A 20,725-nucleotide genomic window follows, 5' to 3' on the forward strand; every position below is an offset into this window, starting at 1 on the left:
GGTCACGTGGCCGACGAGGACAAGTACCTCGACTACCTCAAGCGGGTCACCGCCGATCTGCGGCAGACGCGGCGGCGCCTGACCGAGGTCGAGGAACGCGCCCGCGAACCCATCGCCGTGGTGGCGATGAGCTGCCGGTTCCCTGGCGGGGTGCGGTCGCCGGAGGACCTGTGGGAGCTGGTCCGCGGCGGCGGTGACGCCATCGAGCCGTTCCCGGCCGACCGGGGCTGGAACATCGACGACTTCTACGACCCCGACCCGGACGCCCCCGGCACGTCGTACGCGCGCGAAGGCGGTTTCCTGCGGGACGTCGCCGACTTCGACCCAGCGTTCTTCGGGATGTCCCCGAACGAGGCGACCGCGACCGACCCGCAGCAGCGGTTGTTGCTGGAGACGGCGTGGGAGCTGTTCGAGCGCGCCGGCATCGACCCGGCGTCGGTCCGCGGCGCCAAGGGTGGGGTGTTCATCGGCGCGGCGTCGTCCGGTTACGGATCGGGACTGACCGAGCTGCCCGAGGGGCTGGAAGGGCTGATTCTCGCCGGGAACGCGACTTCCGTACTGTCTGGCCGGATCGCGTACACGTTCGGGCTCGAAGGCCCGGCGATCACGATCGACACGGCGTGCTCGTCGTCGTTGGTGGCGATGCATCTGGCCGCACACGCGTTGCGGCAGGGCGACTGTTCGTTGGCGGTCGTGGGTGGCGCGTCCGTGATGGCCACCCCGCTGATGTTCGTGGAGTTCAGTCGGCAGCGCGGATTGGCGCCGGACGGCCGGTGCAAGCCGTTCGCCGAAGCGGCCGACGGCACCAGCTGGTCCGAAGGTGTCGGCATGCTGTTGCTGGAACGCCTGTCCGACGCACAACAGGCCGGGCACCCGGTTCTGGCCGTGATCCGTGGCAGCGCGGTGAACCAGGACGGCGCGTCCAACGGTTTGACCGCGCCGAACGGTCCCGCCCAGCAGCACGTCATCCGTGCCGCGTTGGCGAACGCCGGAATGTCAACATTCGACATTGACGCGGTCGAGGCGCACGGCACTGGGACGTCGCTCGGTGACCCGATCGAGGCTAATGCCCTAATGTCAACATTCGGACATCGTGACCGGCCGCTGTGGTTGGGGTCGGTAAAGTCGAACATCGGACACACCCAGGCCGCCGCCGGTGTCGCCGGCGTGATCAAGATGGTCCTGGCCATGCGGCACGGCCTGCTGCCGATGACCCTCCACGTCGACGAACCCTCCAAGCACATTGACTGGTCCAGCGGCGCTGTCCGACTGCTGACCGAAGCCGTGCCGTGGACCGAGGGAGACCGCCGAGCGGCGGTGTCGTCCTTCGGTATCAGCGGCACGAACGCCCACGTGATCCTGGAATCGCCCCCGGAAAGGGAAACTCAAGGTCCCGGAACGGGAGACACACCGTACGGGAACGCGCGACACGGCGACGTGTGGGTGGTGTCGGGGCGGAGTGGGGAGGCGTTGCGGGAGCAGGTGGGGCGGCTTCGTGAGCACGTTGAAGGCCATCCGGAACTGCGGCCGGTGGATGTGGCGTACTCGCTGGCGACCAGTCGGGCGGCGTTGGAACATCGTGCCGTCTTGCTTGGCGATTTTCAGCAGGTGGCGCAGGGGGTTGTTCAGGGGAAGCCGGGCAGGGTGGCGTTCTTGTTCTCCGGACAGGGGGCTCAGCGGGCCGGGATGGCTCGGGAGCTTCATGCGACGTTTCCGGTGTTCGCCAAGGCGTTCGACGAGGTTTGTGCGCACTGTGAGTCCGGCCTGCGTGAGGTGATCTTCGGCGGTGAGTCGCTCGACTGCACCCGGTTCACACAGCCTGCCCTGTTCGCGGTGGAGACCGCCGTGTACCGGTTGCTGGAATCCTGGGGTGTGCGACCACAGTTCGTCGCGGGCCACTCGGTGGGTGAACTGGCGGCGGCGCACGTCGCCGGGGTGTTCTCGTTGGCCGATGCGTGCCGGTTGGTCACGGCCCGTGCGCGCTTGATGGACGCGTTGCCTGCGGGCGGGGCGATGTTCTCGGTCCAGGCGTCCGAAGAGGATGTTCGACGGCTGCTGGTCCCCGGTGCCGACCTCGCCGCGGTGAACGGTCCGAACTCCGTGGTCGTGTCCGGTGTCGAAGAAGCCGTTCTGGACGTCGTCAAAGCGTTGCGGCACAAGCGGCTGAGAGTCAGTCACGCGTTCCACTCGGCCTTGATGGACCCGATGCTCGTCGAATTCCGCAAGGCGATACAGGGAATCGAATTCCGTTCGCCCACGATTCCAGTGATCGCGAACGGGGACGTGACCAGCCCGGAGTACTGGGTCCAGCATGTCCGCGACACCGTCCGGTTCTACGACACCATGCGGGCTTTGGACGCCAAAGGGGTGTCCACGTACGTCGAGATCGGCCCGGACGGTGTGCTGTCCGCGATGGCGCAGGACTGCGTCGACACCGAAGCGGTGCCGGTCATGCGCCGCGATCGACCGGAGATCACCACGCTGCTGACCGCGTTGGCAGAGCTGCACGTCCGCGGCCACTCGCCAGACTGGGACAAGTTCTTCGACCGCAGCGGCGCCACCCGCGTCGACCTGCCGACCTACGCGTTCCAGCGCCAACGGTACTGGCTGGAAGGGCCGGCGCGACCTGCGGAATCCCATCCGTTGCGGTACCGGGTGGTATGGCGGCCGGTGGCCGAGGTGCCCCAACCGAGGTTGAGCGGCCGTTGGCTGGTCGTTGTTCCCGCTGGGCACGACGTCGATGACGTCATGGCCGCACTGGCCGGTGTCGACGTCGTCCGGATCGACCTTGACGACCCGCGGACGATCCAGCTTCCCGAGCACTTTGACGGCGTGCTGTCGTTGCTGGCACTGGCCGAGGAAGGGTTGCCCGCCAAAGGTTTGGCGTTGACGCTCGCCCTCGTGCAGGCCTTGGGCGACACCACGGCCCCGCTGTGGCTGGCTACCAGGAGAGCGGTGTCCACCGGTCGTTCGGACCCGCTGGCCAACCCGGTGCAGGCCCAGGTCTGGGGGCTCGGCCAGGTGGTCGGCCTGGAACACCCGGATCGCTGGGGCGGCCTGATCGACCTGCCATCTATTGTGGACGAACGAGCTGCGGCCAGGCTGGCAGCTGTGTTGTCCGGTGTGGACGATGAGGACCAGCTCGCCATCAGGGCGTCGGGTGTGTTCGTCAGGCGGCTCGTGCACGCGCCGGCCCACCAGGCCCGCCAAACATGGAAACCCGACGGCACAGTCCTCATCACCGGTGGTACGGGCGCGCTGGGTGCCGAGGTTGCCCGGTGGCTCGCCCGCGGCGGCGCCCAGCGACTGGTCCTGACCAGCCGGGGCGGTCTCGCCGCAGACGGCGCCGTCGACCTCCAGGCCGAACTCACCAAGTTGGGCGCGGAGGTCCGGATCGTCGCCTGCGACGTCGCCGACCGAGACGCGTTGTCTGTTCTGGTGGACAGTCTGGCTGACACTCCCATCCGAGCGGTGGTGCACGCCGCCGGGGTCAGCCGGCCGGCGGCGCTGGCGGACACCGATCTGGCCGAGTTCACCGAAGGCATGCGGGCCAAAGTCGTCGGCGCCGCGAACTTGCACGAGCTCCTGGGTCCGGTGGACGCGTTCGTGATGTTCGCCTCGAACGCGGGAGTTTGGGGCGGTGGCGGTCAAGGCGCGTACGCCGCCGCGAACGCCTATCTGGACGCACTGGCTGAACATCGTGCTGCGCAAGGACTTGCCGCCACATCGATCGCATGGGGACCGTGGAGCGGCATGGGCATGGCCGCGAAGACCGAAGCGCGGGAGCACCTGCGGCGGCGCGGTTTCCGTCCACTGTCGCCCGAGACCGCGATCGGCGCGCTGCAGCAGGCGCTTGACGGCGGCGAGATTACCCTCACGGTCACCGACGTCGACTGGTCCCGGTTCGCCCCGGCGTTCATGTCCGCCCGGTCCCGACCGTTGCTGGCCGAGATTCCCGAGGCGCGGCAGGGGGATCAGCCCGCCGGTGAGCTGGACCGGCACCGCTCGGCGACGGAGTGGCTCACGCTCGTTCTCGACCAGGCCGCCGCGGTCCTGGGTTACCCGAACGCGACCGGTATCGAACCCGGCCGGGCGTTTCGCGACCTGGGATTCGACTCGTTGACGGCCGTGCAGATGCGCAACCGGCTCCGGGACGTGACCGGTCTGGCGCTTCCGTCCACAATGGTCTTCGACTATCCGACACCGGCGGACCTGGCCGACCATCTCAGCGGGACCCACGACGAGCCCGCTGCGGTCACGATGCCCAAAGTGGATGAAGAGCCGATCGCGATCGTCGCCATGGGATGCCGTTACCCAGGCGGTGTTCGGTCGCCGGAGGAGCTGTGGGAACTGCTCGCCGCCGGCCGGGACGGGATCTCGGCGTTCCCCGCCGACCGCGGCTGGGCCGACCTCTACCACCCGGACCCGGACATGCCCGGCACGAGCTACGTCCGCGAAGGCGGGTTCCTGGCCGACGCCGCCGAGTTCGACCCGGTGTTCTTCGGCATCTCCCCGCGTGAGGCGCTCGGCATGGACCCGCAGCAGCGGCTGTTGCTCCAGGTCGCGTGGGAGACGTTCGAGCGGGCCGGGATCGACCCGAATTCGGTGCGCGGCGCACAGATCGGCGTGTTCACCGGCACCAACGGCCAGGACTACCCGGCCGTGCTGTTCGCCGGGGCGAACGGGCCGGAGGGGCAGGTCGGCACCGGGAACTCGGCGAGCGTGCTGTCCGGCCGGCTGTCGTACACGTTCGGACTCGAAGGCCCCGCGATGTCGGTCGATACCGCTTGCTCGTCGTCCCTGGTCGCGCTGCATCTCGCGGTACGGGCAATACGGCACGGCGAATGCGAGATGGCCTTGGCGGGCGGCGTGACGGTGATGTCCACGCCCGGCGCGTTCGTCGAGTTCAGCCGTCAGCGGGGCTTGGCCAAGGACGGTCGGTGCAAAGCGTTCTCGGACGACGCCGACGGCACGGGTTGGGGTGAAGGCGCCGGGCTGGTTCTCGTGGAGCGCCTGTCCGACGCGCAGCGCAACGGCCACCCTGTGCTCGCGGTCATCCGTGGCAGTGCGGTTAACCAGGATGGCGCCTCCAACGGGCTGACCGCGCCGAACGGTCCTTCGCAGCAGCGGGTGATCCGCGCCGCGCTCGCTGATGCCCGAATGTCAACATTCGACATTGACGTGGTGGAGGCGCATGGCACTGGGACCTCGTTGGGGGATCCGATCGAGGCCAATGCCCTAATGTCAACATTCGGACATCGTGACCGGCCGTTGTGGTTGGGGTCGGTGAAGTCGAACATCGGACACACTCAGGCGGCGGCCGGGATCGCGGGTGTGATCAAGATGGTGTTGGCGATGCGCCACGGCGTGCTGCCGAGGACGCTGCACGCGGAGACGCCGTCGTCGCATGTGGACTGGTCCGGTGGTGATGTCCGAATGTTGACATTGCCGGTCGACTGGCCGCGTGGCGTCCGGGCCCGGCGCGCGGGGGTCTCCTCGTTCGGCTTCAGTGGTACGAACGCGCACCTCGTCTTGGAGGAGGCGCCGGCCACCGAGCCCGCCACCCCGCCGCGACGCCCGCCGCGCCCGGCGGTCGTGCCCTGGGTGCTGTCCGGGCGAACGAACGAGGCCCTCCAAGCCCAGGCCCGCCAGCTTGTTGCCCACGTCGCCGAGCTCGACGACACCGATGTCGGCTTCTCCCTGGCCGGCCGCACGGTCATGGAACACCGGGCGGTGGTCGTGGGCGAGGACCACGCGGAGCTGATCCACGGCCTGGAGGCGCTCGCCGCCGGCCGGCACGCCGCGAACGCCCGGATCGGCACGGCGGACCCAGGAGCGAAGTGCGCGTTCATGTTCAGCGGGCAGGGCGCGCAGTGGGCGGGCATGGGCCGTGAGCTCTACCAGGAGTTCCCCGTCTTCGCTGACGCCTTCGACGCGGTGTGCGCGCACGTCGACCCGGAGTTGGACCGGTCGCTACGGGACGTGATCCTCGACGGTGACGGCCTGGACGATACCGGCTACACGCAGCCGGCGTTGTTCGCCGTCGAAGTGGCGCTGTACCGCCTGATGGAGGCGTGGGATGTCCGTCCGGACCTGCTCGTCGGCCATTCCATCGGCGAGTTGGTGGCCGCCCACGTGGCAGGTGTGTTCTCGTTGGCGGACGCGTGTCGCCTGGTCGCCGCCCGCGGCCGGCTGATGCAGGCGCTGCCGGCCGGCGGCGCGATGGTGTCGTTGCGCGCGTCGGAACGGGTCGTCAGGCCTTTGCTTGCCGACGGTGTCAGCATCGCGGCGGTCAACGGGCCGGACACCGTGGTGATCTCCGGAGACGAGAGCACTGCTCTCGCAATTGCCGAGCGGTTCGAGCACAAACGGCTGCGCGTGAGCCACGCCTTCCACTCCCCGCTCATGGACGACATGCTGGCCTCTTTCGCCGAGGTCGCGCACGAGATTCCGATGTCGCCGGCGCGGATTCCGGTCGTCTCCACGGTCACCGGCCGGCTCGGCGACTTCACCGACCCGGAGTACTGGGTGACCCAGGCCCGCGCCGAGGTCCGCTTCCATCAGGCCGTGCTTTCGCTGGTGGACGCGGGTGTTCGGCGATTCGTCGAGATCGGGCCGCACAGCGTGCTGTCCGCCATGGCGCGTGGGTTCTTGGACGTCGACATGGCCGTCGTCCCGGTGATGCGGAAGGGCAAGCCGGAGGCCGGCACCCTGACCACGGCGATCGCCCAACTGCACGTGCACGGGCAGGCACCGGACTGGTCGGCGCTGTTCGCCGGCGCGCGTCGGGTCGACCTGCCGACGTACCCCTTCGAGCGGCAACGGTACTGGCCGGAGCATGCCCTGCCGGGCCCGTCCCGATCCATTGTGGACGAATGGCGGTACCGGATCGACTGGGCGCCGGTCGCCGAACCGTCCGGCACGCTGACCGGCAGTTGGCTGGTGGTCGTGCCGTCCGGCCGAACCGCCGACGAACTCACGCGCGGCCTTGAGGAGCACGGCGCCAAGACGGTCACCTTGGCGGTCGGCGAGTCGGGGCGCGCGGGACTGGCGGCGAGCCTGCGCGAGGTGATGCCGGTCGAGATCCAGGGTGTGCTGTCGCTGCTCGACGTGGTTGGCACGGCAACGCTCGTCCAAGCCCTCGGGGACATCTCGGTGAACGCCCCGCTCTGGTGCGTCACCCGGGACGCGGCGGTGTGGGGTCTGGGTCGGGTCGCCGCGTTGGAACACCCCGAGCGGTGGGGCGGTCTCGTCGACGTGCCGGAGTCGCTCGATTCGGTCGCCGCGGCGCGGCTGGCCGGTGTTCTGGCCGGCACGGGCGAGGATCAGGTGTCGGTCCGGCCGGACGGCGTCCACGGCCGCAGGTTGGTCCGTGCCACGGCGGACACCGTGGCTTCGGAGTGGCGGCCGGAGGGAACGGTCCTGGTCACCGGCGGCACGGGTGCGCTGGGTGGGCACGTCGCCCGGTGGCTGGCCCGGCCAGGCGTCCACCTGGTGTTGACCAGCCGCAGCGGACCTGACGCGCCCGGTGCCGCCGAACTCTCGGACGAACTGACCGCGCTCGGCGCCGAGGTCACGATCGCCGCGTGCGACGTTGCGGATCGGGAGGCCCTTCGCGGTCTGCTCGCCGGGCGCCAACCGACCGCTGTGTTCCACGCTGCCGGCGTCCTCGACGACGGCGTGCTGGATTCCTTGACCCCGGAACGGTTCGAGACCGTCATGCGGTCCAAAGTGGACTCCGCATGGCACCTGGACGCGTTGACCGGGGACCTGTCGGCGTTCGTGCTGTTCTCGTCGCTGTCCGGGACGATCGGATCGGCCGGACAAGGCAACTACGCGGCCGCCAACGCGGCCTTGGACGCCCTCGCCCAGCGGCGGCGGGCACGCGGCCAAGTCGCGACCGCCATCGCCTGGGGCCCTTGGGCGGACGGCGGCATGGCCGCGCAGATCCGTCAACGCCGAGGCGGTGTCCTCGCGATGCCACCGGATCTGGCGATCACCGCGTTGCAACGCGCCCTGGACCGTGACGAAACATGCGTGACGGTCGCGGATATCGACTGGGAGCGCTTCACACCCGGGTTCACCGCCGCCCGACCGAGCCGGCTGCTGGCGGACATCCCCGCGGCCACTCAGCCGACACCGGTCGGTGTCACCGCCCTGACCGGCCCGGACGCGCTTCAGCTTGTCCGTACCCAGGTCGCCGCCGTGCTCGGCTACGCCGGCCCGGCCTCGGTCGAACCGGGCCGGGCGTTCAAGGACCTCGGGTTCGACTCACTGACCGCGGTGGAGTTGCGGAACGTGTTGTCCGCGACGACCGGGCTCACACTGCCGTCCACGATCGTGTTCGACCACGCCAGTCCCGCAGCGCTGGCCGCGCACCTGTGCGCCCTGGTGGAACCCGGTCCCGCCAAGTCCGTGCTGGCCGACTTCGACCGGTTGCGTGCCGCGTTGACCGAGCTGCCCGCGGCCGAGCTGGAGGCCACCCGGATCACGTCCCAGCTGCAGGCCCTGCTGACCACACTCACCGCGCGGGTCGGCGGCACAGGGGGCATGGACCTGCTCACGGCGTCCACGGACGAGCTGTTCGCCTTCATCGACAACGATCTGGGGATGTCCTGATGAGCGACGAGAAGCTGCTCGACTACCTGCGCCGGGTCACCGCCGAGCTGAAGCAGACCCGCGAGCGGCTGCGCGAGGTCGAAGGCCGGGACACGGAGCCGATAGCGGTGGTCGGGATGGGCTGCCGCCTGCCCGGCGGCGTGACCACTCCGGAGCAGCTGTGGCAGCTCGTCGCCGACGGCGTGGACGCGATCACGCCGTTCCCCGCCGACCGTGGCTGGAGCCCGGCCGACCTGTACGACCCCGATCCGGACGCGCCCGGCAAGTCCTATGTGCTTCGCGGCGGCTTCCTGGCCGACGCGGGCGACTTCGACCCGGCGTTCTTCGGGATCTCGCCGCGTGAGGCGCTCGCGATGGACCCACAGCAACGGCTGTTGCTGGAAACGTCCTGGGAGGCGCTGGAACGAGCCGGGATCGACCCGGTGTCACTGCGCGGCGAACGAGTCGGGGTGTTCGCTGGAACCAACGGCCAGGACTACGGGACCGTGCTCGCGCTGTCCGCCTCAGGCGACGACGGTTACCTGACGACGGGGAACGCGGCGGCCGTGGTCTCTGGCCGTGTCTCGTACACCTTGGGACTGGAAGGGCCGGCCGTCACCATCGACACCGCGTGCTCGTCTTCGCTCGTCGCGCTGCACTTGGCGGCTCAGGCGTTGCGTCAGGGGGAGTGTTCCCTGGCGCTCGCGGGCGGCGCGACCGTGATGGCGACCCCGGCGGCGTTCATCGCGTTCAGCCGTCAGCGGGGCTTGGCTTTGGACGGCCGGTGCAAGGCGTTCTCCACCGACGCGGACGGCACTGCTTGGGGCGAGGGCGCCGGAATGCTTGTGCTGGAACGGTTGTCGGTGGCTGAGCGGCTCGGCCATCCTGTGCTGGCCGTGGTGCGGGGTTCGGCGGTGAACCAGGACGGCGCGTCGAACGGGTTGACCGCGCCGAACGGTCCTTCGCAGCAGCGGGTGATTCGGGCGGCGTTGGCCAACGCTGGATTGTCAACATTCGACATTGACGCGGTGGAGGCGCACGGGACTGGCACGGCTCTCGGCGACCCGATCGAGGCTCAGGCGTTGTTGGCGACCTACGGTCAGGACCGGGGAACGCCGCTGTGGCTGGGGTCGGTGAAGTCGAACATCGGGCACACCCAGGCGGCGGCCGGGGTGGCCGGGGTGATCAAGATGGTGATGGCGATCCGGCACGGCGTGCTGCCACCCACTTTGCACGTGACCGAACCGACGTCGCACGTGGACTGGTCGGCGGGCAACGCCCGGCTGCTGACCGAATCCGTGCCGTGGCCCAGCACCGGTCGGTCGAGGCGAGCCGGGATCTCATCGTTCGGAGCCAGCGGCACGAACGCGCACATTGTCATCGAGCAGCCACCGAATGTCGAAGTTCCGAATGTTGACATTGGACGGGTGGCGGGGGCGCTGGGTGCCGAGGTTCCGAATGTTGACATTCGGCCGATGGCGCCATCACCTCGTGTCGGGGTTCGGGATGTTGACATTCGGACAAGGGCGGCGTCGCTGGGTGCTGGGGTTTCGAATGTTGACATTGGGCGGGCGGGGGAGTCGTCTGGTGGTGAATGTCTGAATGTTGACATTGGGGCGGTGGCGCCGTCGCCTCGTGCAGAGGTTCCGGATGTTGACATTCGTGTTGACGAGCGCCGGGTGGTGCCGTGGCTGGTGTCCGCTCGCGACCAGGCCGCGTTACGGGCGCAGGCTGCGCGCCTGAAGTCCGCGGTGATGGACCACACGAACGTCTTGGATGTCGGGTTCTCGCTGGCTACCACGCGGGCCGCGTTCGAGTACAGGTCGGTGCTGGTGGGCCGGGAGCCGCGGGACTTCGCTCGGCAACTGGACGCCATCGACACCGCCATCGATACGGTTCGTGAAGGAAGCACCGCGTTCTTGTTCACCGGGCAAGGAGCTCAGTGGGCCGGGATGGGGGCCGAGTTGTACGCCGGGTATCCGGTGTTCGCGGACGCGTTCGACGAGGTGTGCGCGTTGTTTCCGGGCCGGCTCAGGGGGGTCGTCTTCGGGGTCGAGGAGGGGCTTGACCAGACTGGGTTCACTCAGCCGGCGTTGTTCGCGGTCGAGGTGGCGTTGTACCGGTTGGTCGAGTCCTGGGGGCTGGTGCCGGACTTTGTGCTCGGGCACTCCATCGGCGAGTTCGCGGCGGCGCACGTCGCTGGGGTCTTCGGGTTGGCGGATGCCTGTCGTCTGGTCGCGGCGCGCGCGGGGCTGATGCAGGCGCTGCCGCCCGGTGGCGCGATGATCGCCTTACGGGCCACCGAGGACGAGGTCGCTCCCTTCCTGGATGAGCGGGTGAGCATCGCCGCGGTGAACGGTCCCGGAGCCGTGGTGCTCTCCGGAGACGAGAGCACTGCTCTCGGAATCGCCGAACGGTTCGAGGGCAAGCGGTTGCGGGTGAGTCACGCGTTCCACTCACCCTTGATGGACCCCATGTTGGCGGAGTTCCGTGAAGTGGTGCGGAGCGTGCGGTTCGAGCGGCCGTCGATCCCGATGGTGGCCGCCGCTGGTGGTGATGTGGTTGAGGCGGAGTACTGGGTGCGTCAGGTGCGGGACGCGGTCCGGTTCCACGACGGCGTGGAAGCGCTCAAGGGCGAAGGCGTGGTGCGCTTCGTGGAGATCGGACCGGACGGTGTGCTGTCCGCTCTGGTTGATGGGATTCCGTTGATGCGCCGCGACAAACCGCAGGCGGACACGCTCATGTCTGGTGTTGGCCGGTTGCACATGGCGGGCCACAGTCCGGAGTGGACGAGGATTCTGGGCGGCGGGAAGATCGTCGACCTGCCTACGTACGCCTTCCAGCGGCAGCGGTACTGGCCGACCGTTGACCGGCCGGAGTCGCTGTTCCGGCTCGACTGGACGCCCGTCGAGCCGGGCCCCGACCCGGGCGACCACACCGTCTTCGAAGTCAGCGGCGAAGCGGCGGTCCACGAGGTCCTCAGCCGGGTGCAAGCGGTCACGGATGGGCGCGAGGAGCCAGCGCGGGCCGAGAAGCCGGTGCGGACCGACGAGCCGGTGCGGGCCGGGGAGCCGGTGTGGACCGAGGAACCGGGGTGGGCTGAGGAGCGGCTGGTGATCGTGACCCGGGGCGCGGTCGCCGCCGGGCCCGACGACCCAGTGTCCGACCTCGCCGCGAGCTCTGTGTGGGGGCTCGTAAGGTCGGCGCAGTCGGAGAACCCGGGCAGGTTTGTCCTCGTCGACACGGACGGGACCGCCGAGGTGGCCACGGCGATCAGTTCGGGTGAGCCGCAGGTGGCGGTCCGGGCCGGGAAGATCCTCGCTCCACGCCTGGCCCACGCGTCCGCGACACCCGGCAGTCTGCACGGCACAGTGCTGATCACCGGCGGCACGGGCGTGCTCGGCAGCCTGCTCGCCCGACACATCGTGACTGAGCACGGCGTAAAGGACCTCGTCCTGGTCAGCCGGCGTGGCATCCAAGCGCCTGGTGCCCAGGAACTTGCGGCGGAACTCGGCGCCACAGTCACCGTCGCCGCCTGCGACGTGGCCGACCGCGACGCGCTGAGCGACCTGCTGGCCACGATTCCGTCCCTGAACGCCGTCATCCATCTCGCGGGTGTCCTGGACGACGGCGTGGTCTCCGCGCTGACCCCCGAGCGGCTCGACCAGGTCCTCGAAGCCAAGGCCGTGGCCGCGCTGAACCTGCACGAGCTGACCAAGGACCTGTCCGCGTTCGTCATGTTCTCGTCGGCCGCCGGCACGCTCGGCTCGGCCGGACAAGGCAGTTACGCCGCCGCGAACGCTTTCCTGGACGCGTTGGCGGCGCACCGACGCGCGGCCGGGCTGCCGGGGCTGTCGCTTGCTTGGGGTGCGTGGGACGGCGGGATGACGGGCGACCTGACCGAGGTCGACATCCGTCGGATGGCCCGTTACGGCATGACCCCGTTGTCGGCCGCCGAGGGTCTCCGTCTGTTCGACGCGGTTCTGGGCAGCGACAACTCGATGCTGCTGCCCATGCGCCTGGACACCACGGTCTTGCACGGCCGGCCGGCCGCCAGCACGACCAGCCGGGTCACCGACCTGTCCGAAACGGCGATCCTGGACCTCGTACTGTCCAATGTGGCCACTGTGCTCGGGCACGGCGACCATGCGCGGCTCTCGCCAGACCGCACGTTCAAGGACCTCGGCTTCGATTCGTTGACCGCGGTCGAACTCCGCAACCGGCTCAACGCGGGCACCGGCATGCGCCTTCCGTCCACATTGGTCTACGACTATCCGACGGCCACCGCGCTCGCCGCGCACATCAGTGCGGAACTGGCCGGGGAAACCCCCGAGACGGCTGCCCCGACCGCGGTCGCCGTCGACGAGCCGATCGCGATCGTCGGGATGAGCTGCCGGTTCCCTGGCGGCGTACGGTCTCCTGAGGACCTATGGAAACTGCTGCGGGACGGCGGCGACGCGATCACGTCGTTCCCGACCGACCGGGGCTGGGACGTCGACGCGCTCTACGATCCCGACCCCGATCACGAAGGCACATCCTACGCCCGCGAAGGCGGATTCCTCACCGGGGCGGACCAGTTCGACGCCGCGTTCTTCGGGATCTCGCCGCGTGAGGCGCTCGCGATGGACCCGCAGCAACGGCTGCTGCTGGAGACCTCGTGGGAGGCGTTCGAGGACGCCGGGATCGACCCGGCCTCGGTACGTGGCGAGCGGGTCGGTGTGTTCGCCGGGACCAACGGCCGGGACTATCCGACCTTGCTCGCCGTGGCCCGCGAGAACGTCGAAGGGTACGCCGGCATCGGCAACGCGGCCAGTGTGCTGTCCGGGCGGGTGTCGTACCAGTTCGGCCTGGAAGGGCCCGCGGTGACAGTGGACACCGCGTGTTCGTCCTCTTTGGTCGCTCTGCATCTCGCCGGTCAGGCGCTTCGGCAGGGCGAGTGCACGCTCGCGTTGGTCGGCGGCGTGACCGTGATGACGACACCGGGCGCGTTCGTCGAGTTCAGCCGTCAGCGGGGTTTGGCCAAGGACGGCCGGTGCAAAGCGTTCTCGGACGACGCCGACGGTACCGGCTGGTCGGAAGGTGTCGGCGTGCTGGTCGTTGAACGACTGTCCGACGCGCAGCGCAACGGGCATCGCGTACTCGCGGTGGTCCGTGGCAGTGCGGTGAACCAGGATGGCGCGTCCAATGGCCTGACGGCGCCAAATGGTCCGTCGCAGCAGCGGGTGATTCGGGCGGCGTTGGCCAATGTCCGAATGTCAACATTCGACATTGACGTGGTCGAGGCGCACGGCACCGGGACCTCGTTGGGGGATCCGATCGAGGCTAATGCCCTAATGTCAACATTCGGACATCGTGACCGGCCGCTGTGGCTGGGGTCGGTGAAGTCGAACATCGGACATACCCAGGCGGCGGCCGGGATCGCGGGTGTGATCAAGATGGTGTTGGCGATGCGCCACGGCGTGCTGCCGAGGACGCTGCACGCGGAGACGCCGTCGTCGCATGTGGACTGGTCGGCGGGGAACGTCCGACTCCTGACCGAGCCGGTGGACTGGCGGCCCAACGGCCACCCCCGACGCGCCGGAGTGTCCGCGTTCGGTGTCAGCGGCACCAACGCACACGTCATCCTGGAGGCATTTGAAGGTACGGGAACGCGCGACACGGCGTCCCGGAACGCGAGACACGCGGGGCCGGTGCCGTGGGTGGTGGCTGGGAAGGGAGAAGGGGCGGTTAAGGAGCTGGTTGAGCGGGTCATGGGGCTTGATGGGGACCCGTTGGATATTGGGTTTTCGTTGGCGACTACGCGCGCGGTGTTCGACCATCGGGCGGTCGTTGTAGATGGGGCCGTGGCGACTGGGTTGGCCCGGGTGACCAGGACCGCCTTCATGTTCACCGGGCAGGGCGCGCAACGGGCCGGGATGGGCCGGGAGCTGTACGAGAAGTTTCCGGTGTTCGCGGAGGCATTCGACCAGGTCTGTGCGCTGATGGCGCCAGGGTTGCGGGATGTGGTGTTCGGGGACACCGACGGGCTGGACCAGACCGGATGGGCGCAGCCGGCGTTGTTCGCCGTTGAGGTGGCGTTGTACCGGCTGGTCGAGGAGTGGGGACTGCGGCCCGACGCCGTGCTTGGCCATTCGATCGGGGAGTTGGCCGCCGCGCACGTCGCCGGGGTGATGGGTCTTGAAGACGCGTGCCGGTTGGTGACCGCGCGGGCGAGCCTGATGCAGGCGCTGCCAACCGGTGGCGCGATGGCCGCTCTTCGGGTGCCTGCAGAAGAACTCATCCTCGACGACCGGGTGGACATCGCGGCGGTGAACGGGCCGGAGGCGGTCGTGATCTCCGGGGACGAGGACGCGGTCCTGGAGCTGACAGCGAAGTTCCACGGCAAACGGCTGAACGTCAGTCATGCCTTCCACTCCCACCACATGGACGGAATGCTCGACGAGTTCCGGAAAGTAGCCGAGACCGTTCGGTTCGGGCCGCCGGTGATCCCGATGGCCGGGGACGTCCAGTCGCCGGAGTACTGGGTCCGGCAGGTCCGGGACGCCGTCCTGTTCCACGACAGTGTGGAAGCGCTCAAAGCTGAAGGTGTGGCGCGGTTCGTGGAGATCGGGCCGGACGGGGTGCTGTCCGCGCTCACCGACGGGGTCGCGTTGATGCGACGCGACCGGCCCGAACAAAACACGCTGACGACCGCGATCGGCCTGTTGCATGTGGACGGATTTAGTCCTGAGTGGACAAAGGTTCTGGCCGGCGGCCGCCGGGTCGACCTGCCGACGTACCCATTCCAGCACGAGCGCTACTGGCCGGACATGACCCGCCGGCATGGCCATCCGTTGCTGGGTACCGGAGTCGCGTTGGCTGACGACGGCTACCTCTTCACCAACACGCTGTCCCTGCACACCCATCCCTGGCTCGCGGACCACGTTGTGGCCGGGTCGGTCGTCCTACCGGGCACCGCGTACGTGGAACTCGCCATCCACGCCGCCGACCAGACCGGGTGCGAGGGTATTGACGAACTCGTCGTTGAAACACCGTTGGTACTGGATGGAAAGGTCCAACTGCAGGTCGCGGTCGCCGCACCGGACGAGTCCGGCAGGCGCGCCCTGACTGTCCACTCCAGCACGGACGACGCGCCATGGACCCGCCATGCCACCGGAGTTCTTGGCCCGGTCAGGGCGACGCCGGTCGACCTCACCGAGTGGCCGCCGGCCGGGGCGGACGCGATCGAGGTGGCCGGCATCTACGACGACCAACCCGAGGGCGGCGTCGAGTACGGGCCGGCGTTCCAGGGTCTGGCAGCGGCGTGGCACCGAGGCGACGAGATGTTCGCCGAGGTCGAACTGCCGGTCGACGACACGATGGCGCTGCACCCGGCGCTGCTGGATGCCGCACTGCACGTGCTCGGCCTGGCGTTCACCCAGGAGAATCAGAGCTACCTGCCGTTCTCGTGGTCCGGAGTGGCGTTGCACGCGAGCGGCGCCACCAGGATCCGGGTCCGGCTCACCGGCAGCGGCCCGGACTCGGTGTCGCTGGACGTCGCCGACGCCTCCGGGCAGCCGGTCGCTTCCGTGGCATCACTGGTACTGCGTCCCATCACGAAGGGTCGGCTACCTGGCACGCGCGATCTCTTCCGTCTGGAATGGACAGACGCGACGCCGGCGGAGCCGGTGCGTGTTCGCAGGTGTGCGGTCGTGGGCACGGACGAACTCAAGCTGAGCGCGATCCTGGATGACGCCGGCGTGCACGTCGAAGCCTACGCTGACGTTGAGTCCCTTGTGGACGCCGCGTCGCTCGGCATGACCGTCCCTGACACCGTGTTCTACCCCTGCGTGGGCGGACCCGACCTGGCCGAGGCGACGCACGACCTGACCACGGCGGCGCTCGGCCTGATCCAGAAGTGGGTCGCCGACGACACCCTGACAGCCGCACGGCTGGTGTTCGTGACCCGCGGCGCCGTCGACGAGGTCACGGACCCGGCAGCGGCCGCGGTTTGGGGGCTCGTCCGGTCGGCCCAGGTGGAACACCCCGACCGGTTCGCCCTGGTCGACACGGACGAGGGTGTCCTGGAGGCCCTGGCCGCGGGCGAGTCCCAGGTGTCGGTCCGGGACGGTGTCGTGCGCGTTCCGCGGTTCGCCCGAATTGAAGCGGGGACGGGCCAATGGCGTGCCCAGGGCACTGTCCTGGTGACGGGTGCGAGCGGCGAACTGGGTGGACGAGTGGTCAGGCACCTGGTCGAGCGGCACGGCGTCGAGCGGCTCGTCCTGGTCAGCCGGCGCGGTGGCGAGGCGCCGGACCTGCCCGCCGACATTCGCGTGCGACAGTGTGACGTCACCGACCGGGTCGCGTTGAAAGCAGTCCTGGACGAGATCCCTGACCTGGCAGCGGTCGTTCACCTCGCCGGCATCACCGACGACGGTGTGGTGTCCGCGCTCACCCCGGAGCGACTCGGAACAGTGTTGCGGCCCAAGGTGAACGCCGTGGTCGCACTGCACGAGCTGACCAAGGACAGGGACTTGAGGGAGTTCGTGCTGTTCTCGTCGGTGGCGGGCGTGCTGGGCAGCGCGGGCCAGGCGAGTTACTCGGCCGCGAACGCCTTCCTGGACGCGTTCGCAGCAAGCCAGGGGCCTCCGGTGCGGTCGTTGGCGTGGGGACTGTGGGACGGCAGCAGCGGCATGACCGCCAAGCTGGCCGACGCGGACCTGCGGCGGATGGCGCGCGGGGGAGTGGTGGCGCTGTCCGAGGAGCAAGGGCTGGCGCTGTTCGACCTCGCGTCTACTGTGGACGAAGCAACGCTGATTCCGGTTCGGCTGAGGACATCTGGCGACGCGGTGCCGCCGATGCTGCGGAACGTCGTCCGGACGTCCAGGCGGAAAGCCGTGGCGGTCGTGGACGACACGACCCTGCGGCAGCGGCTGGCGGCGGAGCCGGCCGACGGACAGGAGCGGATCCTGACCGAGATCGTCCGTGGCCAGATGGCGGTCGTGCTGGGACACGAGGCCGACGCGATCGGGGCGCACCAGAGCGTCGCGGACTCCGGGTTCGACTCGTTGACCGCCGTCGAGCTGCGCAACCGGCTCAACCAGGTGACCGGGCTGCGGCTCGCGCCGACCCTCGTCTTCGACTTCCCGACCCCCGCCGACCTGGCCAAACACCTGCGCACCGAACTGGCGATCGAGGAGACCCAGCCGGAGCGGGCCGACGCGGCCGAGACGCTTGGCGCGTTGTTCCGGCTGAGCTGCCAGACCGGGAAGATGACGGCGGGTTTCGAGATGCTGCAACGGGCCGCGTTGCTCCGACCGACCTTCGAGGACCTGGACCCGATGCCCGCGGTTCGGCTCGCGTCCGGCACGACGAGGCCCAGCCTGGTCTGCTTCAGCTCGTACGTCGCGTTGGCCGGGGTGCACCAGTACGCCCGGCTGGCGTCGCCGTTCCGGGACGTCCGGGATGTCTGGGCGCTGCCGGCGCCGGGCTTCGTCAAGGGACAGCCGCTGCCGGCCACGCGCGCCGCCGTCAACGAGGTGCAGGCTGGGTCCGTGCTGCGGTGTGCCGGCGACGACCCGTTCGTCCTGCTGGGATCGTCGTCCGGAGGTGTGCTCGCGCACGCGGCCGCCAGCCGGCTCGAACAGCTGGGCCGGCCGCCTGCCGCCGTCGTCCTGCTCGACACGTACATGCCCAGGGCCGACTCGCCGATCGAGCGCTTCCGGGACGAGCTGATCGGCGGGATGTTCGAGCGCGAGGAGATGTTCGCGCGGATGGACGCGGCCCGGCTCACCGCGATGGCCTGGTACTTCGAGCTGCTCGCCGAGTGGGAGCCGCGGCCGCTGTCCGTGCCGACCCTGCTGGTCCGGTCGTCCGAGCCGCCGGTGCCGGGCGCCGAGGACTGGCAGACCGACTGGGAGTCCGCGAACACCGTGATCGACGTGCCGGGCAACCACTTCACGATGATGGAGGCACACGCGAGCACGACCGCGCAGGCCGTCCACGACTGGCTTGACCGCTTGTAGAAGGAGAAACATGCGCGTTCTGTTCGTCACGCTGCCGGAACGGTCCCATCTCTACTGCATGACCCCGACCGCGTGGGCGTTCGCCGCGGCCGGGCACGAGGTGCGGGTCGCCAGCTCGCCGATGGCCGCCGACCTGATCACGACGGCCGGCCTGACCGCGGTCCCGGTCGGCCCGGACCACGACATCCACGGCGGCATGGCCCGCAACCGGGACAGCCAGGACTCGGAGTTCTCCGACTGGAACGAGACGGACCCGACCAGGCTGACCTGGGAACGGCTGCTGCTGCGGTACAAGGTCTCGGTGTGGCACGGGTTCGCCAGCTACAACGACCCGATGCTCGACGACCTGGTCCGGTTCGCCCAGGACTGGCGGCCGGACCTGGTGATCTGGGACCCGCTGGCGTACGCGGGCGGGGTCGCGGCCGAGGTGGTCGGTGCGGCGCACGTGCGGATCATGTGCTGGGCGGACGTCTGGGGCGCCATGCGGGACGCCTTCCACGCGTTGAAGGAGGACTCGACGGAGGACCCGATGGCCGAGTGGCTCACCGAACGGGCGGCGCCGTACGGCTGCGAGTTCACCGAGGCCATGGTGACCGGGCAGGCCACGATCGACCCCCTGCCGGTGAGCCTCGGTGTGGCGACCTCACTGCGCCGGATCCCGACGCGTTTCGTGCCGTACAACGGGCCCGCCGTGGTCGCCGACTGGTTGCGTGAGCCGGTCGAGCGGCCCCGGATCTGCCTTACATTGGGGACATCCAACACCGAACGGTACGGCGGCGACTTCGTGTCCATTTCGGACATCCTAAGAGCACTCGCGGACCTCGACGTGGAAGTCGTCGCCACCCTGCTGCCGGAGCAGATCGCCGCGTTGGGGGAGCCGCCGGAGAACGTCCGCGTGGTCCGGTCCATCGCCCTGCACACCGTGCTCCCCACCTGCGCCGCGATCATCCATCACGGCGGGTTCGGCACGTACGCCACCGCGTTGGTCGCAGGCGTGCCGCAGATCGTTGTCACGACGAGGATCTCGGACCACGTGCTGAGAGCCGAGGCACTGGCCGACCGCGGTGCCGGGCTGTACCTGCCGACCGCGGACGTCACCCCGGAACAGATCCGCGCCGCCGTGGCCCGGACAGTGACAGAGCCGGCGTTCCGGGAGAACGCCGGCCTGCTGATGGACGAGGCGCTGGCTCAGCCGGCACCGAACGACGTCGTGCCGGTGCTCAGCCGCCTCACTTGACGTATTCGGGCAGGGCGGCGGGTGGCCAGCAGTCGACGCTGAAGATGCCGACGGCGTACGCCTTGGCCACCAACGCCGCCCGGTTGGGCACCTTGAACTTCCGCAGCATCGCGCTGACGTGGTACTCCACGCCCTGCCGGCTCAGGTACAGCTTGGTGGCCAGCTGCACGGTCGGGATGCCCGCGGCGACCCCTTCCAGGATCTTGGCGTCCAGGTCGGTGAGCGTCCTGTACGGGTCCACGATCACCGGATTGTCGTTTTTGGACCGTTCGGCCCGCATCAGCACGACGACTGTCTTGATCTGCGCGCTGTCCCCGGGCACCGCCAGCCCGGTCAGCTCGCCGGCGAAGGTGGTGCCGTCCGGCCGGATCGCGACCACGCGTTCGGTCAGCCGGGCCCGTCCACCCATGGTCAGCCGCGCGAACTGCCGCAGCATGTGCTGCCGCACGCTGGGATGCAGGAACTCGCAGAAGCCGTGCCCGCGCACGTCCGTGCTGAGCCGGCCGAACTGCTGGAAGAACGCCGTGTTCGTCTCTAACACACGCAGCTGGAGGTCGAGGATGGCCACGGACATGCCGGATCTCTCGAAGAGTGACATGAAGATGTCGCCGTAGTCGGAGTAGGTCCTCGGTGCGCAGCGCTCCGCTAAGACGGCGGTTTCCTTCCTCGGTATGTGGCTGTCTGCCGTTAATCTCAACGCACCATGTGTCAAGCTCGTGGTCATGATTCGCATCCCCAAACTGCGACCCATCCCGCATCGGGCGTTCACGGTCCCCCCATTTACTGTGGCCGAGCCTATGGACGGGCCGCTGACAGCGTCAATGGCTGCGGAAGTGCCTCGCTAATACTGTGGTTTCGCGCCGGCGGCGGGTACGGTCCGCACTAC

At 69.2% G+C, this 20,725-nt stretch carries 4 protein-coding genes; 3 read left to right on the plus strand and 1 reads right to left on the minus strand.

The features are described from left to right. The first annotated feature begins 6 nt into the window (after positions 1 to 6). Genes EV192_RS52085 through EV192_RS52120 form a run of 3 tightly spaced genes read left to right on the plus strand, consistent with a single transcriptional unit; the run spans position 7 to position 19,839 of the window. Positions 7 to 8,619, plus strand: coding sequence for a type I polyketide synthase (locus EV192_RS52085; protein WP_132126269.1), 8,613 nt, complete (start codon positions 7 to 9; stop codon positions 8,617 to 8,619). After that, positions 8,616 to 18,602, plus strand: coding sequence for an SDR family NAD(P)-dependent oxidoreductase (locus EV192_RS56680; RefSeq protein WP_424923455.1), 9,987 nt, complete (start codon positions 8,616 to 8,618; stop codon positions 18,600 to 18,602). Before EV192_RS52085 ends, EV192_RS56680 begins: the two co-directional genes overlap by 4 nt. A gap of 10 nt (positions 18,603 to 18,612) precedes the next feature. Beyond that, complete coding sequence (locus EV192_RS52120; RefSeq protein WP_132126270.1) at positions 18,613 to 19,839, plus strand: activator-dependent family glycosyltransferase; 1,227 nt, start codon at positions 18,613 to 18,615, stop codon at positions 19,837 to 19,839. Here EV192_RS52120 and EV192_RS52125 read toward each other — a convergent pair. Next, positions 19,832 to 20,437 carry a helix-turn-helix transcriptional regulator gene (locus EV192_RS52125; RefSeq protein WP_132126271.1) on the minus strand — a complete coding sequence of 202 codons (606 nt, stop codon included), beginning with the start codon at positions 20,435 to 20,437 and terminating at the stop codon, positions 19,832 to 19,834. The genes EV192_RS52120 and EV192_RS52125 overlap by 8 nt on opposite strands. Between the last annotated feature and the right edge of the window lie 288 nt (positions 20,438 to 20,725).

Source organism: Actinocrispum wychmicini (genome assembly GCF_004345645.1).
Lineage (GTDB): Bacteria > Actinomycetota > Actinomycetes > Mycobacteriales > Pseudonocardiaceae > Kibdelosporangium > Kibdelosporangium wychmicini.

Excerpts from the sequence above, each read along its gene's own strand:
- EV192_RS52120 (WP_132126270.1), top strand. The coding sequence starts at position 18,613 with ATGCGCGTTCTGTTCGTCACGCTGCCGGAACGGTCCCATCTCTACTGC.
- EV192_RS52125 (WP_132126271.1), bottom strand. The coding sequence starts at position 20,437 with ATGTCACTCTTCGAGAGATCCGGCATGTCCGTGGCCATCCTCGACCTC.